Source organism: Pseudomonas sp. Pseu.R1 (assembly GCF_045764065.1).
In the GTDB taxonomy this organism is placed as follows: domain Bacteria; phylum Pseudomonadota; class Gammaproteobacteria; order Pseudomonadales; family Pseudomonadaceae; genus Aquipseudomonas.
Genome location: NZ_JBJGEE020000001.1, coordinates 6,390,538 through 6,416,396 on the forward strand (window position 1 = coordinate 6,390,538; position 25,859 = coordinate 6,416,396).

Below are 25,859 nucleotides of genomic sequence, written 5' to 3' on the forward strand. Positions count from 1 at the left end.
TCGTCCGCCTGAGCGTGAGCAATGGGCGTCGCTAACCCTTGTGTGCGAATTTATTCGCGAAGACGTCGGCAGCCTTTACATCGATGGCGCCTGACACCTCGCTTTCGCAGATAAACTCGCTCACAGGGGCTGCGTGCTGAACAAGGAGGTATGCCCTACAGGGGTTATGGTGGGGCTCGGTTCTCCCGCCAATTCTTCGACAGGGGCGGTGGCTGTTACAGCGCTCTGCACCAGGTCGATGAACGCATTCAACGCCGGTGAGCGCACGCCACGGCGCCAGGTCAGCCAGATGTTCAGGTAGCGAAACTCCTCGCTCAGCGGGTAGGCGTTGACGTTGCGGCTGCCGGGCATGCTTTCGAGCATGCTGCGCGGCACCATGGCGACCCCCGCACCCGCCGTCACGCACGCCAGCATGCCGTGGTAGGACTCCATCTCAAAAATCTTCCCCGGTGTCGCCATATCAGCCTTGAACCAGGCTTCGAAGTGGCGGCGATAGGAGCAGTTCTGGCGAAACGCATAGACCGTTTTACTGCTGACGTCCTGTGCCCGTGTCACGGGGTCGTGGCTGGCGGCGGTGATCAACAGCATTTCCTCTTCGAACAATTCAATGCCGTCCAGATCCGGATGGCGCAACGGCCCGTCAACGAAGGCTGCACTGAGTCGTCCCGACAACACGCCATCGATCATGTCACCGGAGGGGCCGGTGGACAGATCCAGCTCAACCTTTGGATAACGCTGATGAAACTCGGCGAGCAGGGAAGGGATGCGTACCGCTGCCGTACTTTCCATCGAACCGAGGGAAAACACGCCCTGCGGCTCAGACCCCGAGGTTGCCTGTTTTGCCTCTTCAACCAGTTCCAGAATGCGCCGGGTGTAGTCCAGAAACGTGTGGCCGGTGGCGGACAGGCGCAAGCGCAGTTTCTCTCGGATGAACAGGTCCACCCCCAATTCCTGCTCCAGTTGCTTGATGCGGGTGGTCAGGTTGGACGGCACGCGGTGCAGGCGCTGGGCGGCAGCGGTGATGCTGCCTTCCTCGGCGATGGCCTTGAACAGTTCGAGTTGGGTCAGGTCCATGGCGAATTCTCATCTTTCTCGTTTTGAGAATGTATTTTTGATAATTATTCATTATCGGAAATTTTTCAGAGAGCCTATCGTGGCGCCAAGACTTCAGCAACGGGTGTCAGCCCAGTGGTGAAGATCAACCCTTACAGGAGACTATCTGTCATGTCGCAACACGTATCGTCGACCCACGCTGTCTCGCTGAACCCCGCTACCGGCAAGGTGTTTGCACAATACCCGTTCGAAACCGCCGCTGATCTCGAACAATCCCTGACCCGCGCTGCTGCCGGCTTCAAGGCCTGGCGCAAGCAGCCCGTCAGCGCCCGTGCCGATCAACTGCGCAGTATCGCCAAGGCATTGCGCAAGAACGCCGAAGCCCTCGCGCAGATGATGACCGCTGAAATGGGCAAGCCCATCGCTCAGGCCCGTGGCGAAGTGGAAAAAACCGCCGTGACCTGCGAGTGGTACGCCGAAAACGGTCCGGCCATGCTGGCCCCTGAAACGACTCCGGTGGAAAACGACAAGGCTTACATCGATTACCTGCCGCTGGGGCCGATCCTTGCGGTCATGCCGTGGAACTTCCCGATCTGGCAAGTCATGCGCGGCGCGATTCCGATGATTCTCTCGGGCAACACTTACGTGCTCAAGCATGCGCCAAACGTCATGGGCAGCGCTTACTCGCTGCGTGACACGCTGGCTGAAGCCGGTCTGCCGCAAGGTGTATTCGAAGTCATCAACGTGGGCAACGAAGGCGTGTCCAAGGCCATCGCTGATCCACGCATTGCTGCTGTCGCCGTGACGGGCAGTGTGCGCGCCGGTTCTGCGATTGCAGCCCAAGCGGGCGCTGCGTTGAAGAAGTGCGTGCTGGAACTGGGCGGTTCCGATCCGTTCATCGTACTGGCCGACGCCGATCTGGACGAGGCCGTCAAAGCCGCGACCATCGGCCGTTATCAGAACAGTGGCCAGATCTGCGTGGCGGCCAAACGCATCATCGTTGAAGAGAGCGTGCTGCCTACGTTCACCGAGAAGTTCGTGGCGGCGGTCAAAGCCCTGAAAATCGGCGACCCGCTGAACGAAGAAAACTACATCGGCCCGATGGCCCGTTACGATCTGCGTGACGAGCTGCACGAGCAAGTGCTCAAGACCGTCAGCGAAGGCGCGACCTTGCTGTTCGGTGGCGAGAAGATCGAAGGCGAGGGCAACTACTACGCGCCGACCATTCTGTCGAACGTACGCCCTGGCATGACTTCGTTCAAGGAAGAGCTGTTCGGTCCTGTCGCGTCGCTGATCGTCGCTCGCGACGCCGAGCATGCGGTCGAACTGGCCAATGACAGCGAATTCGGCCTGGCCGGGAGCGTCTGGACTGCCGACGTCGAGAAGGCGCGCGATATTGCGGCGCGTCTGGAAACCGGTGGCGTGTTCATCAACGGCTACACTGCATCCGACGCCCGCGTCCCGATTGGTGGCGTGAAGAAGAGCGGTTTCGGTCGCGAACTGTCGCACTTCGGCATCCGCGAATTCTGCAACGCGCAAACGGTGTGGCTGGACCGTCGTTAAGCGTTGAGGGCGAAAAGTGCGTCGGGCGGGTTCGCACGTGGAGTCGACTTACCCGGCGAATTTTTTTCACTCGATTGCTTGACTTCTCTTTTTCAATCAGTAAGATAGCGCTCATTCCGCGATAGCTCAGTTGGTAGAGCAAGTGACTGTTAATCACTGGGTCCCTGGTTCGAGTCCAGGTCGTGGAGCCAGACGAAACACCAAAAAGGCCAGCTCATGTAGCTGGCTTTTTTGTTTGCCCGAAAACTTGCCTTTTGCGGGCGTTCTGTCCTGAAATGCCGGTCTCAGACGATTTATTCATCGGTTCCGGAACTTCCCCATGACAGACACCGCTCAACAACGCCTCGCCACTCGCTATGGTCAGCCCGACATTCAGGTCCCAGGGAGCTGGAGTCCAATGCTCGATGAGCTGCTCAATCATCGCAGCGTCCGTTCTTTCACCGATCGGCCCTTGCCTGATGGCACGCTGGAAGCCTTGATCGCGGCTGCCCAGTCGGCGGCCAGTTCGTCAAACTTGCAGGTCTGGAGCGTGGTGGCGGTTGAAGACAGCGCGCGTAAGGCTCGGTTAGCGAGCTTTGCAGGGAATCAGACGCATATTCATCAGGCCCCGCTGTTTCTGGTGTGGCTCGCCGATTTGTCTCGCGTCTCGCGTCTGGGGGAGCGCCAGCAGGTTGAACTCGAAGCCGTGCCTTATCTGGAAAGCCTGCTGCTGGGCACCATCGATGCGGCACTGGCCGCGCAGAACGCCGTCGTGGCGCTGGAGTCGTTGGGGTTGGGCAGCGTTTACATTGGCGCGATCCGCAATGACATCGAGGGCGTGGCGAAAGAACTGGAACTGCCTCCTCAGGTCTATCCAGTGTTTGGCCTGTGCATTGGCTATCCGGCGCCTGAGCGTCCAGCGCAGGTCAAGCCACGTTTGCCTCAGTCGGCCGTGCTGCACCGTGAGACTTACTCGGTGGCGCCCGAGCAGTCCGCCATTGAACAGTACGATGCGCGGCTGGGTGCGTTCTATAGGCAGGAAGGCCTGAAGGCGGCAGGGTGGTCCGAGCAGGTGGTCGCTCGCCTGGGCAGCGTGGCCAACCTGCATGGCCGGGAGCATCTGGTTGAAGAGCTGAAACGCCTGGGCTTCGGTTTGCGTTAAGACTCAAGGGTCGCGCAGGGTTGCGCCACCCTGCGCGGTGTAACTTAGTTGAGGTGTTATTGTTGTTTAATATGAATAAACACTGTTGCAGCAAATAGTACAATCGCGGGTATTGATGCCGCTAATGTTTCCTATCGACAGCAAGTATTTATCCTTCGATAAAAAATCCATAAGAATGAATTCCAGAAGCAAACGAAACCGCGCTTTGCTCACTCACGTTTTAAACCGACTTCTGGAGAATCAAAATGAAATACGTTGCCTTCGCCGCTCTCTCGTTTTTTAGTGTCTTCGCTTCGGCTAATGAGCTTGCCACCAGCGCCGCCAGCGCCCAGCCACTGACTCAGGTCGAGCAGTACAACCGTCACAAAGGCCTGGACGTTGCCAAGGTCGTCAGCGTCAAAACCGCTCAAGACCCTGAGAAAGTCGACGGTCTGGTCAAAACTCAAATGACTTATGTCGACAGCAATGGCGCCTCGCACAATCTGGAATACACCACTCAAGGTTATGGCCGTCAAAACGGTTAATGGATTGGCGCTATCGGTATGATTGAAATGGATGAATAAAAAACGCTGCATGAAGATGCAGCGTTTTTTTTTGAGTTTGCGTCATAGGTTTTCAACTATCGCTTGCAGTGATAGTGAGCATCAGCCCTTTCAAGTTCAGTTCTGGCGATCAATCCGGACAATGGCCTGCATAGAAGAACTGCCTGATGAGCAGCATTTTTGACAGGACCTGACCATGCGCACTCTGATGATCTCCGCCACCCTGACCGCTCTCGCACTGTTGACCGGCTGCGCCTCGGCACCCAATGAGCCGACCCTCACGCTGGAAACCAAAAAGTCGCCCGAACAATTCGCCGCCTGTGTGGTGCCCAAGTTACAGGGCCATTCGATGAGTCCGATCTTGTCTCAGGCCCAACGCCATTACCGAATCGTCGTGTCGAGTTCGGTGGCCGCTGACAACGTGATCGAAGCGTACAAGGCGCCTGCCGGGGGCAAGGTGTTCATTTATGAACGCAGCCTGCTGACCACCGGTTTCGGTCAGGCCGCCAAAGACTGCGTGTGATCGCGGATGATTACAGCGTCCAGCCCAGCCCCAGGGCTTTGTGCAGCGAGGCAAAATCCTTGAGCAGTGCCGCGTCGCCAGAGATGCGGCTTTCCTGCGCCTGATAGCGCGTGCGCTCGGCGTCTAGCCAGTCGAGGGTGCTCGCGGTGCCCGCGCGATAGCGTTGGCGCGTCAGGTCGGCGGCGCGCACAGCGGAGGCTTCGACACTTCTCAACAGCACCACATTTTCCCGCTGATGGCCATAACGGGCGAGGGCGACGTCGGCGTCTCGCAGAGCACTCAAGACCACGCTTTTGTACTGGGCGAGGGCTTCGTCGTGTCCGGCTTCTGCGCCTTCGACGCTGGCGGCCACGCGACCGAAATCCAGAATGTTCCAGCTCAGCCGTGGCAGCAGTAACCAGGTGCCGTTGTCCTTGCGTGCGAGATGGGCGGGATCGGCAGCCGAGAACGACAAGTCGCCCATCAGGCTCAGTTTTGGGAACCAGTCGGCTTTCTTCTCGCCGATCTGCGCGTTGCTGGACGCCAGCGCGCGTTCGGCCACGCGAATGTCAGGCCGGGCCTTGAGAATCGCCGCCGGGTCAGCGAAGGGCACCTGGCTCGGAATGTTTGGCAATGGGCGCGCGGTATTCAACTGCGTGTCCAATTCACCCGGCTCCAGCCCGCACAGCAGGCCCAGTTGATCCATCGACTCGATGATCGACGCTTGCAAAGGCAGGCGTTGTGCGCGGGTGTTCTCGGCCTGGGTCAGCACTTGTTCCAGTTGTAACTGCGAGGCGACGCCTTGGGTACGACGCTGTTGCGTCAGGTCTACGGCCTGTTCTTCGATCTCGACGCTGGCGTCCACCAGTGCCAGTCGGGTCTGTTGATCACGCAAATCCGCGTAGGTCTGCACCACCTCAGCGGCGAGTTGCACTTGTGCATCGGCCAGCCGGGCCTGAGACGATTCGGCTTCAGCCTGTGCGGCCTCGATGGCGCGCCGGGTGCCGCCGAACAGGTCAGCTTCCCAACTGGCGTCGAAATCCGCCAGATACAAGGTCAACGGGCCTCGACCGCCGCCGCTTTCACCGCCGAAGGCCGAGGTGTCGGGGGAACGCAGTTTCAACATCGCCGCGTTGCTGCTGATCTTGGGCATCTGGTTGGCCTGGTTACCTTTCAGGCTGGCCCTGGATTGGCGCAGACGTGCTTGCGCAGTGGCGATATCGGGGCTGTTGTTCATGGCGTGCTCGATCAAGCCGTTGAGCTGCGGATCGCCCAGGGTCTGCCACCACTGGGCAACGGCGGGGGCTTTCCTCGCCGTGCTGTCGGCATGGGGCAGTTGCCCGGCGGCGAGGGTTTTGGGGGCTATGTCCGGTGCACCTTTGTAGTCTGGCCCCACGGTGCAGGCGGAAAACAGGCCGAGGGTCAGGAAGAGGGGAATCGTGCGAGCAATCATTTTCGTGTGCCTGCCAGCGCCGCGCGCTTTTTCAGAATGAAGATCAAGGGAAGGCACGCCAGCATGGCCAGACCGAGCACGTAAAACGCGTCGTTGTAGGCCATGACCGAGGCCTGCTGCGCGATGTCGTTGGCCAGTTGGGCAAACGCTCGCAGTTGTGCGGTCGAGGCATCGCCGGTCTGTGCGAGATGGCTGGCCGTGCTGCTGGCCATCTGGTCCTGGGCCAATTGGCTGTTGGCCAGAATGCCTTCGCGCAGGGCGTCGTCGTGAAAGTGGCTGCGACGGTCCATCAGCACGCCGAGCAGCGCCAGGCCGATGGTGCCACCCAGGTTGCGCGACATGTTGTAGAGCCCGGCGGCGTCGCCTGCGTCTTTGGCCTCCACCGAGCGCATCGACAATTGACTCAGCGGCATCATCACCAGAATCTGCCCGAACCCGCGCAGCAATTGCGACCAGACGAAATCATGGCCGACGCTTTGCGCCGTGAGTTCGGTGTCGAGAAAACAGCTGGCCCAGTACAGCAGCAACCCCAGCCCGACCATGATTCGCAAATCATAACGGCCGAGCATTCGCGGCAGGATCGGCATCAGTAGAAATGCCGGAATGCCCGACAACAGCATGATCGAACCGGACTGTTCGGCGTTGTAGCCCGACACGATGCCGAGGAACTGCGGCACCAGATAGGCCGTTCCGTACAGACCGGCACCCACTGCCGTGGCGATCAACAAGACGCTGCCGAAGCTGCCGTTGAGCATCAATTGCAGGCGCAGGATTGGCGTACGTGAACGCAACTGGCCGACGGCGATCAGGAAGAAACCGACCACGGTCGCAATGCTCAGCCAGACAATCAGCGATGAGTCGAACCAGTGTTCGCGCTGGCCTTCTTCCAGCACCACGGTCAGCGAACTCAAGCCCATCGCCAAGCCGAGGATCCCCGCCCAGTCGGCCTTGATGAAGCGCTCAAGGTTCATGCGTTCGGACGGCAAACCGGTCAACAGCAGGGTGATCAGGGCAATGGTGATGGGCAGGTTGAGGAAGAAGCACCAGCGCCAGTCGATGTTTTCCGTGAGCCAGCCTCCGATGACCGGCCCCAGCAAGGGGCCGAGGATCACCGTCATGCCGAACATGGTGGTGCCGATGGGCAGTTGATGGGCAGGCAGCCGCGTGCGCACGATGGTTTGTGCGGTGGGAATCATCGCGCCTCCCGCAAACCCTTGACCAATACGCCCGGCGATCATCGCGCCGAGGCTGGAGGAGAGGCCGCAGAACATCGAGAAGAAGGTGAACATCAGCGTGGTGCCGATCAGAAAGCGGCGCAGGCCGAACACCTGGGTCAGCCACGCAGCGAGGGGGATCATGACGATCTCCGACATCAGGTAGCCGGTGGCGATCCAGGTGCCTTCAGTGCCGGTCGCGCCGATCTGTCCCTGAATCTGCGGTAACGCCGAGTTGGTGATCGAGATATCCAGTGTTGCCAGCAACGCACCTAGCGAACCCGCAGCGACGGCGATCCAGTCGGTCAGCGAAGCGTTGCGTGGCGTCTCGGCGTACGCCACGGTTGCAGTGGCTTCAGCCATGGTGAGCGTCCGCGTTGCCGGTGCGGGTGTCGACTTCCACGGTGGCCGACAGGCCGGGGACCAGCGCCGGGCGCACGTCGTCGGGAATGTCCAGCGCGATGCGCACTGGAACCCGTTGCACGATCTTGGTGAAGTTGCCCGTGGCATTGGACGGCGGCAGCAAGGCGAACTGCGCGCCAGTGCCGGGGGCCAGGCTGTCGATATGACCTTGCAGCGTGCGCCCTGGCAGGGCATCAATGTGAACGCTCACGGTTTGGGCGGGCCGCATGTCGCCGATCTGCGTTTCCTTGTAGTTGGCGGTCAGGTAGATCGCATCGACCGGCACCACCGTCAGCAGGCGTGTGCCGGGCTGAACGTATTGGCCCAGACGCACGCCACGGTCAGCGATGCGCCCGTCGATGGGGCTGCGGATCACCGCGTCGTCGACGTCCAGTTGGCTCTGCGCCTCGCTGGCCTTGGCCACGCCGAGTTGCGCCTGTGCCTGTTTGAGTTGGGCTTGCAGCGTGCCGTAACGGGTTTCGCTGGAACGCAGCGCTGCCTGTTTGGCCGCGACGGTACTGCGGGCCTGAGCCAATTGATTATTGAGCTGCGCCAGACGCTCCTCGGGTTCGGCGCCAGAACGGGCCAGCGGAGCATAACGAGCGACTTCGGTCTGGGCGTGGCGAGCATCGGCTTCGGCGCCTTGCAATTGCGCGCGGGCTTCGGCGATGGTCGAGTCCTGCTGTACGAGGTCGGCCTGAGCCTTGGCCAGATCAGCGCTGCGAGCCGCAATCGTGGCTGATGCTTCATCACTGACGGCCTGATACTTGCGCGCGTCCAGCCGCACCAGCACATCTCCGCGCTTGACGGTTTGGTTGTCGACCACCAGCACCTCGCCAACGTAGCCGCTGATTTTCGGTGCCACGCTGATGCTGTCGGCTTGCAGATAGGCATCGTCGGTGGATTCGATGAAGCGTCCGGTGATCCACCACCAGGCGCCCCAGAACAGCGCGATCAACAAGGCGACGCCGACCAGGCTCAACAAAATTCGCCGGGCCTTGCCCCGTTGACCGTTGGTGGTGTCGGCGGCGTCTTCAGGGGCGACCTGAGGCGTGGGTTGTGCGGCGGACATCAGGTCACTCCAGAATTTATATCAGGTGGAATAAATTCGTTTTTTCGCGAATTTTTGTCAACTGGTATATTTTGGCCCGGTACCGAACGGGAGCTGCACATGGCACGACACAAACCCGCCGCCGAGGGTGGCTATCAACGCGGCGAAGAGACTCGCGCACGGATCATCGAGGCCGCCGTTTCGGTGTTCGGTGAACGCGGCTACGACGGCGCATCGACGCGTGACATCGCCACCGCCGCCGGGGTCAATTCACCGGCCTTGCAGTACTACTTCGATGGCAAGGAAGGGGTGTACCTGGCCTGTGTCGAACATTTGATTGGCCTGTTATGGCGCAAGATGGGGCCAACGGTGGACATCGCCGAAAGCGCGCTGGCCGCCGCCGATGCTGATGATCAGGCGTTGATCGAAGCGTCATTGGGGATTCTCGGCGCGGTGGTGTCGACCATTCAGGACAGCCCGCAGACCACTGCGTGGCGGGCTTTTCTCGACCGCCATCAGGCCGGGTTGTGCCCGGAGAGCGCGACCATGGCCTTCGAAGACCGCTTCAAAAAGCGCGTTGGTGTGGTCATTCGTCAGTTGATCGCGCGCCTGTCCGGCTTTGCCGTCGAGGATGACCGTACAGTGATTCATTCCATGGCGCTGTTCACTCAGGGCCTGGCGTTCAGGGTGCAGAAACCGAAGCTGCTCGAAGCGCTTAAGTGGACGCAGATCAACCAGAAGGAAATGGAGCAGGTGAGGGAGGTAGTGCTGACCCAGGCCCGCTTTACGCTGGAAGGTCTGATGCGGCAGCGGGATCAGGGCTTATCGCGCCGTCTGGAGGCTCCTTGAAACGCGTCATCTACCCGTTACGAGGGGGGGCAGATTGCCCGGCGGTTGGCGGTCTGTTTGCGCCTGAACGAGCAGTTGCGCGAGTCGTGCCGGGGAAGATGTCGAGGTGTATAAGCATCCTTATCAAAAATGGCCCGCCCGCAGGCGAGCCGTTCGGGGTTATTTGCTGGTGACGACGGCGGCTGGAGCCTCCGGGGTTTTCGAGGGCGCTGCCTGAGCAGTGTTGCCGTAATCGAATTTGCTCTGTGGGCGCATACGGAATGACAACAACACGCCAATCGCCAGCAGCACGACGCTGACCAGAAACGGCAACTGCCAGTTACCGAACTGATCGATCAACAGGCCTGCGACGACCGGGCTGACAATCGCTGCCATGGCCGAGCCGGTGTTCATCATGCCGCTGGCGGTGCCGCAATGATCGGGCGCGATGTCCATGGGAATCGCCCACATTGGGCCGATGGTCATTTCCGAAAAGAAGAACCCCACCGCCAGGCACGCCAGCGACACGTACATGTTGTGGGTGAACATCAACGGCACCAGCGCCAACAGCGTGCAGGTCAGGCAGATCGCGACCATCCGGCTGCGGGCTTTGTTCAGGTCACCCGTGCGTTTGTAGATGCGGTCGCTGACGATGCCGCCCAGGGTGTCACCGACCACGCCGCCGAAGAACACAGTAGAAGAGAAGATCGCCGTGTTCTTCAGGTCCAGCCCCATGTTCATGAAGTACATCGGCACCCAACTGAGCAGTAGCCAGAGCGTCCAGCCGTAGCAGAAGTAGACAATGGTGACCGGCGCCATGCGCTTGAACAGGCGGCCCCACGGCAGCGGGATCTTGCTCTTGGGTTTGGGCGGCGGCAGTACGTCCAGTTCTGATTTGCTGATACGCGGATGGTCTTTGGGGGGCTCGGTGAACACCAGCATCCATAGCATGACCCAGACGAAACTGATCGCAGCGCAGGCGTAGAACGATTCCCGCCAGCCATAGGCGGCCATCACTGCAATCATCGCCGCCGGTGCCAATGCGTTACCCAGGCGCGCGAAGGCGTGGGTGATGCCTTGAGCGAAGCCGCGTTGATCCTTGGCCACCCAGCGCGACATTGCTGCCGTTGCGGCGGGAAAGGTGGCGCCTTCACCCAGGCCCAGCAGGACGCGAGCGATGATCAGCGAGACGAAGCCACCGGCCAGCCCGGTCAGCACCGTCGCACCGGCCCAGATCAGACCGCACACCACCAGCGTGCGCTTGGCGCCGAAGCGGTCACTGACCCAGCCACCAATGATTTGAAACACCAGATACGGGTAAGCGAAGGCAGAAAACACCAGCCCGATTTCAGTTTTCGTGAGGTTGAATTCCTTGCCAAAACCCACCGCTGCCGTGCTGACGTTGACCCGGTCTAGGTAGGTGATGAAATACATGGCGCACAGCATGATGAGCACCACCGTAGTGGGGCGCAGGCGTAAAAACTTCATGTTCTATCTCCATTTTCTTGTTGTTCGCGCTGGGGCCAGCGCGTTGATTCGGGATAGGTAAGTCAGTTTTGCACAGGCGCTGCGAAGAGTGCCGCAGCGCGGATCATGTCATTCGCGTCGCAGCGGGACCGATTGCCCTCCCAGATAATCCATCGCTGCCAGCACGCCACTGGACTGTAGCTTCACGCCCGCCAGTTGTAGGCCCATCTCGCAGCCAGTCAGGGTCGCCATCAGGGTCAGGTCGTTGCAGTCGCCCAGGTGGCCGATGCGGAACATGCGACCTTTGACTTTGCCAAGGCCTGTGCCCAGCGACATGTCGAAGCGCTCGTAAATGAGCTTGCGCACTTGGTCGGCATCGACACCTTCCGGGGTCATGACGCCGGTCAGCACCGGGCTATAGACGGTGGGGTCCGCGCACTGGATCGGCAGACCCCAGGCGTTGACAGCGGTGCGGCAGGCTTGCGCCAGGCGTTTGTGGCGAGCGAACACGTTGTCCAGGCCTTCGCCGAGGATCATGTCCAGCGCTTCGGACAATCCATAGAGCAGATTGGTGTTCGGCGTGTACGGCCAGTAGCCGGTCTTGTTCATCTCGATGATTTCGTCCCAGCCCCAGAAGCTGCGCGGCAGTTTCGCGCTTTTGCTGGCGTCGATGGCCTTGGGCGACAAGGCGTTGAAACTGATGCCCGGCGGCAACATCAGGCCTTTCTGCGAGCCGGAGACCGTAACGTCAACACCCCATTCGTCATGGCGGTAATCAGCCGAAGCCAGACCGGAAATGGTGTCCACCAGCAGCAGCGCCGGGTGGCCTGCGGCGTCGATGGCCTTGCGCACCGAAGCGATGTCGGACGTCACGCCGGTGCTGGTTTCGTTGTGCACCACGCACACGGCTTTGATGCGATGGGCGCTGTCGGCACGCAAGTGGGATTCGATCATCTGTGCGTCAACGCCGCCGCGCCAGCCCTCGATTCCGAGCTTGCCGATGAACTGTGGCTTGAGGCCCAGGCTCAGGGCCATTTTCTGCCACAGGGTGGCGAAATGGCCGGTTTCGAACATCAGCACTTCATCGCCAGCGCTCAAGGTATTGCACAGCGCGGCTTCCCAGGCGCCGGTTCCTGAGGCGGGGTAGATGATCACCGGGTGTTGAGTCTTGAAGATCTGCTTGATGCCCGACAGCACTTTCAACCCCAGCTCACCGAATTCCGGTCCGCGGTGGTCGATGGTGGGGTAGCTCATGGCGCGCAGGATGCGGTCCGGAACCGGGCTTGGCCCAGGGATTTGCAGGAAGTGACGACCGGCCGGGTGGTAATCGAGCTTCAGCATTCGATGACTCCTTTTTGTTCTTTGTGTTTTGAATGCAAAATACATTAGCACTGGGTCCAAGTGTGTCAAACGTCACAATTGAGCTAATATCCGGGGTCTGATGAGTGTTTTCAGCATAAGGCGTTGGTCCAAAACGTCGCTGTAGAGGATTTTGTATGCAAAATTTCGAAGCGTTTGCCGAACCGGAAAATGCCCGCCCGCTGCTCAAGGTCGAGCGTCAGCGCTTGCACGATGTCGTCGTCGAACACTTGCGCGGTTTCATCACCGAGGGGGTTTTGGCTCCAGGAAAGAAACTCAACGAGCGTGAGCTGTGCGAAATCCTCGGCATTTCCCGCACGCCGCTGCGTGAAGCGCTCAAAGTCCTCGCCGTAGAGGGGTTGATTGAGATCAATCCGAACCGAGGCGCCACGGTGGCGCGCATGTCGGAGCTGGAAATTCGTGAAACCTTCGAACTGATGAGCGGTATCGAAGCCTTCGCCGGAGAGTTGGCATGCGACCGCATCACCACCGAGGAACTCGATGAAATCAAGGCGCTGCACTACGCCATGGTGGTGAGCAAGAACCAGAACGACTTGCCCGGCTACTACCAGCGCAACCGCGCGATCCACGATCTGATCAACCAGGCCGCGCGCAACACGGCGCTGCGTCAGGTGTACCTGTCACTGAACCGGCGCATTCAGGCGCTGCGGTTCCTGTCCAACCAACAGGCCCCCAAGTGGGAGCGGGCGCTGCACGATCATGAAGAGATGATCGAAGCCCTCGAAACCCGGGATGGCAAACGGTTGAGCCACATCTTGCGTCATCACCTGCTGGAGAAGCGCGACGCGATCATGTTGATGGTGCGCGATGAGGCCGAACATCCGGACTCTATCCGCCGCTGACTGCTTCACTGATTGCGTCTTCAGAGGTGAATGGTCTATATTTGATTCTGTGGAATCAGATGAGGAGACCGTTTAATGGCTGCTGCGCTCAATATTCAGGCGTTATCCCGTGCGCAAGGCGTTGTGGGCCTGCGCACGGCGTTGCGCATTCTCGATAAATGGAAAACGTCGAGTGAGCAGGCCTGTCGTATCTTGCGCATCTCCCGCAGCACGTACACCCGCGCCCGGCAGGACGATGCCGACTGGTCAGTGGCGTTGGATCTGGATCAGTTGCAACGCATCAGTTTCGTGCTGAACATCCATGCCGCGCTACGTACGCTGTTCGACAACCCGGACAATGTCTACGGCTTTCCTTCGATGCCCAATCACAACGAATTTTTCAACGGCCGCTCGCCGCTGGACGTCATGACGCAAGGTGACATGACCTCGCTCTATGAAACGTTTCGGCGTATCGATGCCCTGCGGGGCGCGCAATGGTGACGCCAGACGCGCTGCCTGCACTTGCGGATGAAAAGCAGCATGCCTGGCGCCTGATCAATTCCAAATATCCGCCCATCAGCCTGTTTAACGATGTGGCGGATGCCGATGAGTTCGAAACGCTCTACCAGATCCAGTCGCTGACCAATCCCCGGTTGCAGAACGAGCTCGGCCGACTGGAACTGATCCCACGGCAGGACATCCCGTTCGGCATTCCCGGTTGCGCCTACGCGACAGCGCCTTTCACCCACGTAAACCCGGCCGGATCGCGTTTCAGCAACGGGACGTTCGGGGTGTTGTATCTGGCGGATGCCGTGGACACGGCCATTGCCGAGGTGAAGCATCACCAACAGCTCTATTGGTCCGGCGTGGAGCACCTGAATTACGACCGCTTCGTCTTTCGTGGCTTGTCGTGTCGGTTTCGCGAGGTGGGTTGCGTCGATGCCATTGACGTCCCGTTGTCCGATCCCATTTATGCCCCCGACGATTACTCGGCCTCCCATTTTCTGGGCGAAGGTTTGAAACGCAAAGGCGTTGCGGGGCTGCGATACCACTCGGTGCGCTCACCGGGGAATGTCTGCTGGGCGCTGATGACGCCGCGCCACGTTGTATCCATTCACCAGAGTGCGCATTACGAAATGATCTGGAATGGTCGCATCACCAGCGTTCATCGCCTTGCCGGTGCATGACAGTCATCGGTTCAACTTGCAATCGCGTGTGCACTCACACGCTCAGCGCCACACCCGCTGATTCGCTGTGCATGTTGCAGGGATGAACCTACGGGTTTTCAAATGCGGTGGGGCTTTTCCGATGACCGCCGACAACTGTCCTGTGCTGGGGACGGTGGCTGAAACCGTGATCGACACCACATTCTTGTAATGGGACCTGCCTCGTTTTACCCGGTGAACCTACACTGACACATCGGTCTGAAACAGGCAGGCATCACGGTGCCCGGGCGTGCTCAACAGGGAGGTAGGACCATGCTGTTTACCCCGGAAATGCGCAGGACGATCGAGAGCAGTTTTCGGCCGCTGGCGTGTGAATGCACGCTGATGCCTGGCGATGCGCTGATGGTCAAAATCTTCGACCCCGACACCGGGCGTGTAGCGATGCTCGCGGAGAACGTCTCGATTGCCCACCTCACCACGGTTCGCGCGCTGGCCGAACTGGTGGCCGAGTTGCGCTATGATCTGCGCACCTGCGCTACGCCCTTTGGCTCGACGCCTTCCTTCTTCACCATGCCCAGCGGTGCGTAAAGCCACGGCGCAGACGGGCCGACGGGTGTTTTGCCGTTCCGCCGCGTCGCAGCGCCATGGAACCAACGGCGCATCATGCTGTTGCCTTGACGGCGCTTCCTTGTGGCGTTACATCATGCGTCGAGTCTGAATTGCCGTGGCTTGTATCGTGTCCATGGAATATTTTTGTTACTGTTCACACCCATTCATTCAGTGCCGACCTGTCTGGCACCCACCTCGGGAGCTGCCTGTGCGATGCAGGTCGGGGTGAAGGAGATTGACCGTTGACCCACCGTCCGGCGCTTGAGCAGAGCGCAATCGACCAGTGCGCCCGTGAACCGATCCAGATTCCCGGCAGCATTCAGCCCCAGGGCTTTTTGCTGGTGATCGAAGAAGTGACGATGACTGTCGTTCAGGTCAGTGCCAACGTCAGTGACTGGCTGGGGATCGCACCGCAGGCGCTGATCGGTGCAGCACTGGGAACGGTGTTCGACCACTCCGAGCGGCTGCTGGAGCGCTTTGCGGCGTTGCCCGAAGACGACCAGAACCCCTTTCACGTCGGCGATGTGCGCTTTCTGATCGGTGCGCAAGCAGGCAAGCCCATTGCGATGATGGTGCACCGGCACGATCGGGTATTGCTCGCCGAGTTCGAACCGTCCAGCGACATGACGTCGGCCTACGGCAACGTCTACCCGCTGATGCGCACGTTCATCAGTCAGATGGAGGAGACCGAAAGCATTGAGGCGCTGTGTCAGCGCTCGGTGTCAGAGGTCAAGCGCATCACCGGTTTTGGCCGGGTGAAGGCCTACCGCTTCGACGCCGACGGTAACGGGCTGGTCAATGCTGAAATCGCCGACGACGGCTACCCCAATTATCTGGGCCTGAGTTTCCCGGCCTCTGACATTCCTGCCCAGGCACGCGCTTTGTACTTGGCCAACCGAATTCGTGTGATTGAAGACGCGAACTACCAGTCCTCGCCCTTGGTGCCGGTGGACAATCCGGTGACCGGTGCGCCGCTGGACCTCAGTTTCGCTACCCTGCGCAGCGTGTCTCCGGTGCATCTTCAATACATGCGCAACATGCAGACGTTGGCGTCGATGTCGATCTCCATCGTCGTCCGGGGACAGTTGTGGGGCTTGATTTCCTGCCACCACGCCACCCCTCGCTCGGTGAGTTTTCAGACCCGTACGGCCTGTGAGCTGTTGGGCAGCGTGTTGTCGTTGCAGATCGAAACCAAAGAGGCTCAGGCCAAGACCCAACGCATGTTGAGCCTGCGTCGACAGATTGTGCAGATGCTTGCTGCCATGGCGGACCGGGACAGCGTGATCAGTGGCCTGCGCTCCATGCCCGACGTGTTGCTGGCGTTCGTAGGCGCATCCGGCGCGGCGGTCATCTCCGAATCGACCCTGGACGTGTACGGCGAGACGCCGGACCACGGGCAGATTCAGGCCCTGACGCAATGGTTGAGCCAGCGTGGCTCCCACGACGTATTCCAGTCGGACAACGTGGGTCGGGACATTCCCGAGTTGCCCGAGCTCGGTCGCTCCGTCAGCGGCGTCTTGGCCATGGCGATCTCCGAGTTGCATTCGAACTACATCATCTGGTTCCGCCCGGAACAGACCCGTGTGGTGAACTGGGCGGGCAGGCCCGAGAAGGCTGTCGATGACAGCGGCTCGCTGAGCCCGCGGCACAGCTTTGCGCTGTGGCAGGAAACCGTGCGGGGCTTCTCACAACCCTGGGACGAGCTGGACACCGAAGGTGTGATCGAGTTGCGGGCGGCCGTTCTGGGTATCGTCTTGCGCAAGGCCGAGGAAATGGCTGAGCTGGCCGAAGAATTGAAGAAGTCCAACAAAGAACTCGAAGCGTTTTCCTATAGCGTTTCCCATGACCTTCGCGCGCCGCTGCGGCACATTGTCGGTTACGCCGAGCTGCTGGGGGATATCGAAGGCAGCAAGTTGTCTGACCGGGGTGTGCGTTTTCTGGAAAACATCGGCGAGTCGGCGCGTTTCGCCGGAACGCTGGTGGACAACTTGCTGAGTTTCTCTCAAATGGGCCGTTCGGCCATGCGTTACTCGCACGTCGACCTCAATGCGATGATCGAGGCCATACGCCGGGAAATGCAGCCCGACTATGAACGCCGGAATTTGCAATGGCGCATTCCAGAGCCGTTGCCGGTGGTCATCGCTGATGCGGCGTTTTTGCATCTGGCGATGCGCAATCTGCTGTCCAACGCCATCAAGTACAGCCGCAATCAGGAAGCGGCTGTCATCGAGATCGGCAGCTACGAAGAGGACGGCAAGGTCGTGGTGTACATCCGCGACAACGGAGTGGGCTTCGATATGCAATACGCCGGCAAACTGTTTGGCGTGTTTCAGCGTCTGCACCGAATGGAAGAATTCGAAGGCACGGGGATCGGCCTGGCCAGCGTACGCCGGATCATCGAGCGCCATGACGGCTCGGTCTGGGCCCATGGCGAGCTGGGGCAGGGAGCCACTTTTTATTTTGCGCTGCCCAAGCGCAGTTTGACCGTAACCCTTTGAGTGTCCGAGGAGACGCCCAATGCTCAAACCCATTCTTCTGGTGGAAGACAATCCCAACGACCTGGAGCTGACTCTGGTTGCGTTGGAACGAAGCCAGTTGGCCAACGAAGTCATCGTGTTGCGCGACGGTGCTGAAGCGCTGGATTACCTCTTCCGACGCAATGCCTGGCACGATCGCGCGGCGGGCAATCCGGCCGTGATGCTGCTGGACCTGAAACTGCCGAAACTCGATGGCCTTGAAGTGCTCAAGGCCATCCGCGAGAGCGAAGAACTGCGCAGTGTGCCGGTGGTCATGCTGACCTCTTCCCGCGAAGAGCCGGACTTGCAACGCGCGTATGCGTTGGGAGTGAACGCTTACGTCGTCAAGCCGGTCGAATTCAAGGAATTCGTCTCGGCAATCTCCGACCTCGGGGTTTTCTGGGCCGTTCTCAACGAGCCGCCGCCCGGCTCTCTGCGACTGTCACGCCGCCCGGGATCCTGATTGCCCCGTCCCTCAAGGCCTGCGCCGTCGCAACTCCTGTCGGCGGCGAAGGCCTTCGTGTAATGATCGACGACTATTCATGCCGATACCGCTACTCAAGTTGCTACTGGTTGAAGACAGCCCGCACGACGCGGAGCTGACCCTGCTCACCCTCGAAAGCAGTGGGCTGAAGATTGACGCCACGCTGGTCTACAACCACCAGGAAGTGGAGCGCGAGTTGTCGGCGCGGCGATTCGACCTGATTCTCAGCGATTATCTGCTGCCGGGCTCCTCAGGCCCCGAGGTGCTGGAAAACGCCTTGCGGCTGGCCCCCCAGACCCCCTTCATTTTTCTGTCTGGCATTTTTGGCGAGCAGCATGCGGTCGAGATGATGCGCATGGGCGCCATCGATTATGTCCTCAAGCAGAACCTGAAAATGCTGCCTAAAGCGGTGACCCGGGCCGTGCTTGAGGTGCAGGAGCGGGAAAAGCGCCAGCGTGCCGAACAGACGCTCAAGGAAACCGAAATCCGCGCGCATCTGGCGATCGAGGCGGCGGACATGGGCGTCTGGAACTACGACCCGCGCAGCGAAATTTTGCTCTGGGACGAGCGCTGCAAAACCCTGTACGGCGTGCCCGCCGACGCTCACGTGAGCCTGCCGTTTATGTTTTCTCGTTGCCATCCGGACGACCGTGATCTGCTGCAAGCCAAAGTCATGGCGGCGCTGACCGCCGACACGGGCTTTCAGATCGAACACCGGATCATGGTCGAGGGCGACGAAGAGCGCTGGGTGTTTTCCAATGGCCGTTCATTGTTCGAAAACGGCCTGTGCGTGCGCTTTACTGGCGTCATGCAGGACATCAGCGAGCGCAAGCAAGCGACCCAAGGCCTGCAACAGCTCAACGAGATCCTGAGCGAGCGTGTCGTGCAACGGACCCGAGAGCGCGACCGCACGTGGGAGCTGTCCCGTGAATTGCTGGGCGTGCTGCGGTTCGACCTGACCCCGGTTGCCCTGAATCCTGCATGGGAAGCGACCTTGGGGTGGGCGCGCAGCGATTTCAATGGCCAGTTCCTCGGCGAGCTGATTCATCTGGACGACCTGGAGGCGACGCTGCGTGAGACCGCCAGCGTCGCCAACGGCAACGTGACCACCCGTTTCGTCAACCGCATGCGCCACGCCGAGGGCGGATACCGTTGGTTGTCGTGGACCATCGTGCCGGACGAGGGGGTGATGTACGCCGCGGTACGTGACATCACCAGTGAGCGAACGGTAATGGACGAACTGGCGGCGACCAACAAACGCTTGCGCGATCAGATCCGCGAGCGGGAGCGTGTCGAGGCCGCGCTGCAACAGATGCAGCGACTGGAAGTGGTCGGGCAACTCACGGCGGGGGTCGCCCATGACTTCAACAACCTGCTGACGGTAATCCTCACCAGTGCGAATTTCCTGGCCCGGGATCTGGAAAAAGGCGTATTTGCCAAGTCGCCGCAGCGCCTGGAAAACATCCGTTCGGCCGGTGAGCGAGGCGCCAAGTTGACCAGCCAGTTACTGTCGTTCTCCCGTCGCCAGCGGCTGGAGCCGGTCGCGTTGAACCTCAACGACACCATCGGCGGCATGCGCGAGTTGTTGGCGCGTGCGCTGGGCGGCAGTGTCTGGGTCGAAACCGATCTGGCTGACGACTTATGGAGTGCGCTGGTGGACCCCACTCAGACCGAAATGATCATCCTCAATCTGGCCATCAACGCGCGAGACGCCATGGCGCAGGGTGGGCAATTGCGCCTGAGCACCTGGAATGAAATGGTCTATCACCTGCCGCAGCGCCCGGAAGACCCTGACCCGGGGGCTTACGTGGTGCTGTCGGTCAGCGACACCGGTTGTGGCATGAGTGAAGAGGTGTTGGCCAAGGCATTCGAACCGTTTTTCACCACCAAGGCGGTGGGCAAAGGCTCGGGGTTGGGGCTGGCGCAGGTGTTCGGCTTTGCCAAACAGTCCGGTGGCGGGGTCCGCATCGAGACGGCCGAGGACGTTGGCACCACGATCAAGGTGTTTCTGCCCAGCATCGCCGGTACGGCGCAATCGGTGACGAACGCGCTGGACACGCCCGGCCATGCCGATGCAGACGATCAGCACCGTACGATTCTGCTGGTGGACGATGACCCGGCAGTGCGTTCGGTGACCTCGATGACGCTCAGTTCGCTGGGCTATTGTGTGGTGGAAGCTGAGAACGGCGCCGACGCCTTGAGGAAGATCGATTCGAGCATTGAGCTGGTGTTGACCGACTTCGCCATGCCCAACATGACGGGCGCCGAGCTGGCCGAGCTGGTCCGGCAAGATCACCCCGGCGTGCCCGTGATGTTCATCACCGGTTTTGCCGATATCGATATTCTCGACGTTGACCAACAGCTGATCGTGCAGAAGCCTTACAAGGAAGAAGAGCTGGCGCGAAAGCTGGCCAATGCGCTGGCTAAAACGGGGGCTGGCGTGGCGTCATAGAACCAGGGGCGCGCATGCTCGCTTTGGCCAGCAAATCGGCCACAGGGGCATGCAGACTCAAAAAGCGTTTTGTTGCTGTGCCTGTCGTCGGCCAAACGACGGGCAGAAAAAAGCCCGCTGGGGAAGACGGGCTTAAAGAGGATCAAAAGGAGTGGGTACAGATTGAACCCTCAGACGTGAAAGGTTTGTGAAAACCGTTTTATAACTAATTCCTATTTAGAAATTGGCGACGAATGGTCATCGATCCGTCCCCAGGCTGTGATCTTCAAGGGGTTCTGTGCACCGGGTCCTGCCAAGAACGCCGGGTCGGCGCTCTTCAAACGCTCTACTGCGTTATTGATGTGTGTCAGTGCGGCCTGTCGCGCTGCATCGGGATCGCACGCCGCGATGGCGTTGTAGATCGCAAAATGCTCGATGCGCACCGTGCGCGCCATTTCCTGGCGACGTTCTTCGTTGGAACGGGTGATGCGAATCGCCTCCTTGACGAACTGTGCGATGAATTCGTGCAGCGAAGGGTAGAGCGGGTTGCCCGTGGCATGGGAAATCGAGAGATGAAACGCCAAGTCCTCATCGACCCCGTCATGACCCTCGTGCTCGGCTACGTCGATGGCCTTCAATGCGCGCTCGATGATCTCCAGTTCCTGGGGCGTATGGCGCTGCGCAGCCAGTGCTGCCGCTTCGCCCTCGATGCCCCGACGCAGTTCGGTCACCCGCAGCACGGCGTCGATGGAACCGCGCACGTCCATTTCAATGGTGAACGCCTTGATGTGCGCCCCTTCGCACACCACCGTCCCACTGCCTTGACGCACTTCCACAAGCCCCGCTGACTTGAGCCGCGAAATGGCTTCACGCACCACGGTTCGGCTGACGCCATAGCGCTCGCACAACACAGGTTCGGTGGGCAGGCGCGAGCCGGGCAGGGCCTCGCCGCTGGCGATGTGGGCTTTGAGGGCGGCAGTGACCTGATCGGCCAGGGTGCCTTTGGAGGCGTCTTTGAGGCTGCCCGACGGAATCGGGGGCAGGGCGGGATCAGAAGCGGACATGGAAATCTCATGTTTCAAATGATTCCACGTTACTGCATTTCATCCCCGGCGTCCCCTGTCGACAGTGTGTTGAATTCGTATGACGTATTATGTTACTTGTTGTGTCGCACACCGTTCTACCCCACACATCGCCTACTACAAAAACAAAGGGATGGGAAAGACATGAGTGAATCACTGACTCAGGATGTCGTCGGCGCACCTGTCGATGCTTCAGAAGACGCGGCCTATCGCAAGGCCGCCTGGCGAATCTTGCCGCTGCTGTTGTTGTGCTACCTGTTGGCGTATCTGGACCGGGTCAACGTTGGGTTCGCCAAGCTGCAAATGTCCGATGACCTGCATTTCTCCGAAGCGGTGTACGGCCTAGGCGCCGGGATTTTCTTCATCGCGTACTTCCTCGTCGAAATCCCCAGCAACCTGATCCTGCACCGGGTCGGCGCGCGGCTGTGGATCGCCCGCATCATGATCAGTTGGGGCGTGATTTCTTCGTGCATGGCCTTCGTCACCACGCCGATGTCGTTCTACATCATGCGGTTCCTGCTGGGGCTGGCCGAGGCGGGGTTCTATCCGGGCGTCATTCTGTACCTGTCGTACTGGTTCCCGACCCACCGTCGCGGAAAGATGTTCGCCATGTTTGCGACGGCCGTGCCGTTGTCCGGACTGATCGGCGCGCCGTTGTCGGGCTGGTTGATGACGGCATTCCATGGCGCTCACGGTTACGCCGGTTGGCAGTGGTTGTTCTTCATCGAAGGTCTGCCGTCGATTGCGGTGGGCATTCTGGTGATCTTCTGCCTCAGCGACCGCATCTCCCACGCCGGGTGGCTGACGCAGGAACAAAAGACGCTGTTGCAATCACGTATCGACGCCGAAACCAAAGGCCACGTCGCCCACAGCGTGCGTGAAGTGTTCATGCAGCCGCGCATGTGGTTGCTCACAGGCATCTATTTCTGCCTGATCGCCGGTTTCTACACCGTGGGGTTCTGGTTGCCGACGCTGGTGCGTCAGGCGGGTGTGACCGATGTCTTGCAGATCGGTCTGTTGACTGCGATTCCCTATGGCGCTGCGGTGGCGACCATGGTGCTGGTCTCGCGCAACGCTGACCGGCTGCGCGAGCGGCGTTGGCACCTGGCGTTGACTTCGATCGTCGGCGGCATCGGTTTGATCATGTCGGCGACCTGGAGCGACAACTTCACCGTTTCGATGATCGGCCTGACCCTCGGCGCCATGGGCGCGCTCAGCACCTTGCCATTGTTCTGGCCGTTGCCAACGGCATTCCTTGGCGGCACGGCTGCGGCCGCGGGGATCGCGCTGATCAACTCCTGCGGCAACCTCGCCGGGTTCGTGTCGCCGTACCTGATGGGCTTTCTCAAGGACATGACCCAAAGCACCACCGTCGGCATGTATGTCATGGCCAGTGCCTTGTTTTTGGGGGCCGTACTGGTGTTCCGCATTCCCGCCAAACTTGTAAATCGCTGAGTATCAGGAGTCTTTCATGAACATTCTCGTGACCGGTGCGGCCGGTTTTCTCGGTCGCCGCCTGATCGAAGCGCTGCTGCAACGCGGCGCGTTGACGGATCGACAGGGCACCCAGCGCCCGCTTAAACGCATCGTGGCGTTTGATGTGGTGCCGTTGACCGGCATCGACGACCCTCGTGTTCATGCGGTGTGTGGCGACATCGCCGATCCGCAGGTGCTGGAAACCCTGGTCACCTCCGAAACCGACAGCGTGTTTCATCTGGCTGCTGTCGTTTCCAGCCAGGCCGAGCAGGATTTCGATCTGGGCATGCGCATCAACTTCACGGCGACCCATCACCTGTTGGAGCGCATCCGTGCACTGGGCACCTGCCCGAAATGGGTCATGACCAGTTCGGTGGCGGTGTTCGGCGGGCAACTGCCGGAGCAGGTGGAAGACCATCAGGTCTGGGCGCCACAAAGCTCCTACGGTACGCAGAAAGCCATGAACGATCTGCTGCTGGCCGATTACAGCCGTCGAGGGTTTGTCGACGGCCGCAGCCTGCGCATGCCGACCATCGTGGTCCGCCCCGGCAAGCCGAACATGGCGGCATCGAGCTTTGCCAGCGGCATTATCCGCGAGCCGCTCAACGGCGTTGAAAGCGTGTGCCCCGTACCGCTGGACACGCGGCTGTGGTTGATGTCCCCGGCCCAGGCGATCGCCAACCTGATTCACGGCCATGAACTGAGCGCCGAGCGTCTGCAACAGGGTCGAGTGATCAACATGCCCGGCCTGTCAATCAGGGTCGAGCAGATGATCGATGCCTTGCGTCGTACCGCAGGTGACGCCGTGACCGGGCGAATTCGACTGGAGCGCAACACGGCGATTGAAAAGATCGTCGGCTCCTGGCCAGGGTCGTTCACCGCCACTTACGCGAAAAGCCTCGGCTTTACGGCCGATCACGATTTTGCCGACGTGATCGGGCAATTCATCGCCGAGTACCCGCCACAGGGCGTGTGATTCACAACGCTTTCATATGTCGCGTAGCCGTATAGGTGAGGGCGCTCAAACGTGCTCTAATCACCTCCACTCAAACGGAGGACGGCCAACGCGTCGTATGCCTGCGGGCACCGCGCCAGCGTCCTCGATACCCTCATTTCACAAAGGGCTGTCATGGATACGGGGTCACGACTCAAGTTAGTGCGCGAAAGCTACAAGATGTCTCAGCGGGAGCTGGCCAGACGCAGCGGCGTCGCCAACGGCACGATCTCCCTGATTGAATTGAACCGCGTCAGCCCGTCGGTCAGCTCGCTGAAAAAGCTGCTGGAGGGGTTTCCCATGACCCTCGCCGATTTCTTTTCCTTCGACCAGCCTCCTCAGGACCAACGCTACATCTTCCGGGCCGGTGAACAGCCGGATCTGGGGCGTGACGGTCTGCGTATGCTGCTGATCGGAGCCTCGCTGCCCAGTCGCCAGATGCGCATGCTGCGCGAGCAGTATGCCCCCGGCGCCGGTTCGGGCGATGAGCCGATCGTGCATGCCCAGGGTGAGGAGTGCGGTCTGGTGACCCGGGGCACCATCGAGCTGACGGTCGATGGGCAAATCAGCATTCTGAATGCGGGCGATGGCTATTATTTCCCGACGACCTTGCCCCACAGCTTTCGCAACATTGGCCAGGACGAAGCGGAAATCATCAGCGCCAATACACCGGCCAACTTCTGAGGTCGAGGCGCAAATGGATCGGCTGTCGACGCTGCTGTCCCTGTTTGGAGTGCGCGCCACGCTGTTTTACAGTGGCGAGCTGTGCGGCGTTTCCGCCCATGACGGTGCGCAGCGGCGCGGTTATCTTCATCTGTTGCAGAAAGGCACCCTGACACTGGCGCTGTCGGGCAGTCCGGACCAGCGCTTGACGCAACCCAGCCTGATTTTCATGCCACGCCCGTGCGAGCATCGGCTTGGCGGTGACGAATCGTCGAGCGCCTTCGTGCAATGTGCGTCACTGGAATTTGCCGGTGGCGAAAACAATCCGCTCGCCGCTTCTCTGCCGGATGTGCTGGTCCTGCCACTGGCCGAGCTACCCATGCTCGATGACACCCTCAAATGGTTGTTCACTGAGGCCGCCGAAGACCACTGCGGGCGTCATGCGGTGCTGGATCGGCTGTTCGAACTGATCGTGATTCAACTGTTCCGGCATTTGTTGGACCACCACCAACTGCAAACGGGGATGATGGCGGGCCTGGCCGATCCACGTCTGGCGCGTTCATTGGTCAGGATGCACGACGAACCGCAACACCCCTGGTCAATTGCCGAGTTGGCGAATGAATCCAACATGTCGCGGGCCAGTTACGCAGCGCATTTCAAAGAGGTCATTGGTCAGACGCCGGCTGACTACCTGCTGAGCTGGCGCGTCAGTCTGGCGCAGCAACTGCTCCGTGAAGGAAAGCCCATCGCATTGATTTCCGATCAGGTGGGTTACGAAAGCCCGTCAGCGCTCGCGCGAGCGTTCCGGCGAAAAACGGGGCTGAACCCTCGTGACTGGGTTAAATCGCTCAAAGCCTACGAAGCGAGCCTGTGAGCAGGTGAAAAAGCGCTTGGTGTCCGGATGTAACAATCTTTAGAATCATTCGCATTTGTTACATCTTCTGGTTTGTTCTCCATGACTGATGCCGCGACGCCTTCGTTACCCACGCTCCACACCCTGTATCGCGACCACCACAGTTGG

The 25,859-nt window shown here is 60.2% G+C and carries 24 protein-coding genes and 1 tRNA gene; 18 read left to right on the top strand and 7 right to left on the bottom strand.

All coding sequences use genetic code 11. From position 1 onward, the window contains the following. Positions 1-120 precede the first annotated feature (120 nt). Positions 121-1,074 carry a putrescine utilization regulator PtrR gene (gene ptrR / locus ACI5GA_RS28990; protein WP_404637663.1) on the bottom strand — a complete coding sequence of 318 codons (954 nt, stop codon included), beginning with the start codon at positions 1,072-1,074 and terminating at the stop codon, positions 121-123. Positions 1,075-1,224: 150 nt separating this feature from the next. Between ptrR and ACI5GA_RS28995 the strand changes: the two genes are divergently transcribed. The 5 genes from ACI5GA_RS28995 (at position 1,225) to ACI5GA_RS29015 (ending at position 4,822) form a co-directional block, all read left to right on the top strand. Then, positions 1,225-2,616: an aldehyde dehydrogenase family protein gene (locus ACI5GA_RS28995; protein ID WP_421425400.1), complete on the top strand. Its 1,392-nt coding sequence runs from the start codon at positions 1,225-1,227 to the stop codon at positions 2,614-2,616. A gap of 115 nt (positions 2,617-2,731) precedes the next feature. Continuing rightward, positions 2,732-2,807: transfer RNA gene (locus ACI5GA_RS29000), tRNA-Asn, on the top strand. Positions 2,808-2,935: 128 nt separating this feature from the next. Beyond that, a complete protein-coding gene (locus tag ACI5GA_RS29005; protein WP_421425401.1) occupies positions 2,936-3,757 on the top strand; it encodes an NADPH-dependent oxidoreductase in 822 nt (273 codons plus the stop codon). 245 nt (positions 3,758-4,002) lie between these two features. After that, positions 4,003-4,281 carry a DUF2790 domain-containing protein gene (locus ACI5GA_RS29010; protein ID WP_404637669.1) on the top strand — a complete coding sequence of 93 codons (279 nt, stop codon included), beginning with the start codon at positions 4,003-4,005 and terminating at the stop codon, positions 4,279-4,281. Positions 4,282-4,495: 214 nt separating this feature from the next. After that, the gene (locus ACI5GA_RS29015; RefSeq protein ID WP_421425402.1) at positions 4,496-4,822 is read left to right on the top strand and encodes a hypothetical protein; all 327 of its coding nucleotides are present in this window, start codon (positions 4,496-4,498) and stop codon (positions 4,820-4,822) included. A 10-nt stretch (positions 4,823-4,832) separates the two neighbouring features. Here the strand turns inward: ACI5GA_RS29015 and ACI5GA_RS29020 are convergent, their stop codons facing one another. From ACI5GA_RS29020 to ACI5GA_RS29030, 3 genes are read right to left on the bottom strand one after another with little or no spacing between them, the layout of a single operon-like run. After that, positions 4,833-6,254 (bottom strand): efflux transporter outer membrane subunit, encoded by a 1,422-nt coding sequence (locus ACI5GA_RS29020; RefSeq protein WP_421425403.1) that lies wholly within the window; start codon positions 6,252-6,254, stop codon positions 4,833-4,835. Continuing rightward, positions 6,251-7,831, bottom strand: a complete 1,581-nt coding sequence (locus ACI5GA_RS29025) for a DHA2 family efflux MFS transporter permease subunit (RefSeq protein ID WP_421425404.1) — start codon at positions 7,829-7,831, stop codon at positions 6,251-6,253. Before ACI5GA_RS29025 ends, ACI5GA_RS29020 begins: the two co-directional genes overlap by 4 nt. Further along, a complete protein-coding gene (locus ACI5GA_RS29030) occupies positions 7,824-8,942 on the bottom strand; it encodes an HlyD family secretion protein (RefSeq protein ID WP_421425405.1) in 1,119 nt (372 codons plus the stop codon). The genes ACI5GA_RS29025 and ACI5GA_RS29030 overlap by 8 nt, the downstream gene beginning before the upstream one ends. 99 nt (positions 8,943-9,041) lie before the next feature. Between ACI5GA_RS29030 and ACI5GA_RS29035 the strand changes: the two genes are divergently transcribed. After that, on the top strand, positions 9,042-9,770 hold the full coding sequence (locus tag ACI5GA_RS29035) for a CerR family C-terminal domain-containing protein (RefSeq protein ID WP_404637679.1): 729 nt from the start codon (positions 9,042-9,044) through the stop codon (positions 9,768-9,770). Positions 9,771-9,929: 159 nt separating this feature from the next. Here the strand turns inward: ACI5GA_RS29035 and ACI5GA_RS29040 are convergent, their stop codons facing one another. Together ACI5GA_RS29040 and ACI5GA_RS29045 are read right to left on the bottom strand one after the other, a co-directional pair. Then, positions 9,930-11,237 carry an MFS transporter gene (locus ACI5GA_RS29040; RefSeq protein WP_421425406.1) on the bottom strand — a complete coding sequence of 436 codons (1,308 nt, stop codon included), beginning with the start codon at positions 11,235-11,237 and terminating at the stop codon, positions 9,930-9,932. Between the two features lie 108 nt (positions 11,238-11,345). Beyond that, complete coding sequence (locus tag ACI5GA_RS29045) at positions 11,346-12,557, bottom strand: pyridoxal-phosphate-dependent aminotransferase family protein (RefSeq protein ID WP_421425407.1); 1,212 nt, start codon at positions 12,555-12,557, stop codon at positions 11,346-11,348. A 155-nt stretch (positions 12,558-12,712) separates the two neighbouring features. Here ACI5GA_RS29045 and ACI5GA_RS29050 point away from each other — a divergent pair, with 155 nt between their 5' ends. The 8 genes from ACI5GA_RS29050 to ACI5GA_RS29085 all read left to right on the top strand — a co-directional run bounded on the left by ACI5GA_RS29050 (position 12,713) and on the right by ACI5GA_RS29085 (position 20,835). Next, entirely contained in the window at positions 12,713-13,438 is a 726-nt protein-coding gene (locus ACI5GA_RS29050) for a GntR family transcriptional regulator (protein WP_421425408.1), read from the top strand. Positions 13,439-13,513: 75 nt separating this feature from the next. Further along, positions 13,514-13,918, top strand: a complete 405-nt coding sequence (locus ACI5GA_RS29055; protein ID WP_404637687.1) for an antitoxin Xre-like helix-turn-helix domain-containing protein — start codon at positions 13,514-13,516, stop codon at positions 13,916-13,918. Then, a complete protein-coding gene (locus tag ACI5GA_RS29060; protein ID WP_421425409.1) occupies positions 13,912-14,604 on the top strand; it encodes an RES family NAD+ phosphorylase in 693 nt (230 codons plus the stop codon). Before ACI5GA_RS29055 ends, ACI5GA_RS29060 begins: the two co-directional genes overlap by 7 nt. A gap of 291 nt (positions 14,605-14,895) precedes the next feature. Further along, positions 14,896-15,171 (top strand): DUF1652 domain-containing protein, encoded by a 276-nt coding sequence (locus ACI5GA_RS29065; RefSeq protein WP_404637691.1) that lies wholly within the window; start codon positions 14,896-14,898, stop codon positions 15,169-15,171. Between the two features lie 263 nt (positions 15,172-15,434). After that, complete coding sequence (locus ACI5GA_RS29070; protein ID WP_404637693.1) at positions 15,435-17,690, top strand: ATP-binding protein; 2,256 nt, start codon at positions 15,435-15,437, stop codon at positions 17,688-17,690. A 19-nt stretch (positions 17,691-17,709) separates the two neighbouring features. Continuing rightward, entirely contained in the window at positions 17,710-18,171 is a 462-nt protein-coding gene (locus ACI5GA_RS29075) for a response regulator (RefSeq protein ID WP_404637695.1), read from the top strand. Positions 18,172-18,250: 79 nt separating this feature from the next. Beyond that, complete coding sequence (locus tag ACI5GA_RS29080; RefSeq protein WP_421425410.1) at positions 18,251-20,644, top strand: response regulator; 2,394 nt, start codon at positions 18,251-18,253, stop codon at positions 20,642-20,644. 14 nt (positions 20,645-20,658) lie between these two features. Further along, positions 20,659-20,835, top strand: coding sequence for a hypothetical protein (locus ACI5GA_RS29085; RefSeq protein WP_421425411.1), 177 nt, complete (start codon positions 20,659-20,661; stop codon positions 20,833-20,835). 21 nt (positions 20,836-20,856) lie between these two features. Here the strand turns inward: ACI5GA_RS29085 and ACI5GA_RS29090 are convergent, their stop codons facing one another. Then, the gene (locus ACI5GA_RS29090) at positions 20,857-21,687 is read right to left on the bottom strand and encodes a FadR/GntR family transcriptional regulator (protein WP_421425412.1); all 831 of its coding nucleotides are present in this window, start codon (positions 21,685-21,687) and stop codon (positions 20,857-20,859) included. A gap of 162 nt (positions 21,688-21,849) precedes the next feature. On the opposite strand from ACI5GA_RS29090, the gene ACI5GA_RS29095 reads away from it, so the two are divergent. The 4 genes from ACI5GA_RS29095 (at position 21,850) to ACI5GA_RS29110 (ending at position 25,712) form a co-directional block, all read left to right on the top strand. Next, a complete protein-coding gene (locus ACI5GA_RS29095; RefSeq protein WP_421425413.1) occupies positions 21,850-23,160 on the top strand; it encodes an MFS transporter in 1,311 nt (436 codons plus the stop codon). Between the two features lie 16 nt (positions 23,161-23,176). Then, positions 23,177-24,157 carry a D-erythronate dehydrogenase gene (denD, locus tag ACI5GA_RS29100; protein WP_421425414.1) on the top strand — a complete coding sequence of 327 codons (981 nt, stop codon included), beginning with the start codon at positions 23,177-23,179 and terminating at the stop codon, positions 24,155-24,157. Positions 24,158-24,310: 153 nt separating this feature from the next. After that, positions 24,311-24,859 carry a cupin domain-containing protein gene (locus tag ACI5GA_RS29105; protein WP_404637703.1) on the top strand — a complete coding sequence of 183 codons (549 nt, stop codon included), beginning with the start codon at positions 24,311-24,313 and terminating at the stop codon, positions 24,857-24,859. 13 nt (positions 24,860-24,872) lie between these two features. Next, positions 24,873-25,712: a cupin domain-containing protein gene (locus ACI5GA_RS29110; RefSeq protein WP_421425415.1), complete on the top strand. Its 840-nt coding sequence runs from the start codon at positions 24,873-24,875 to the stop codon at positions 25,710-25,712. Positions 25,713-25,859 lie beyond the last annotated feature (147 nt).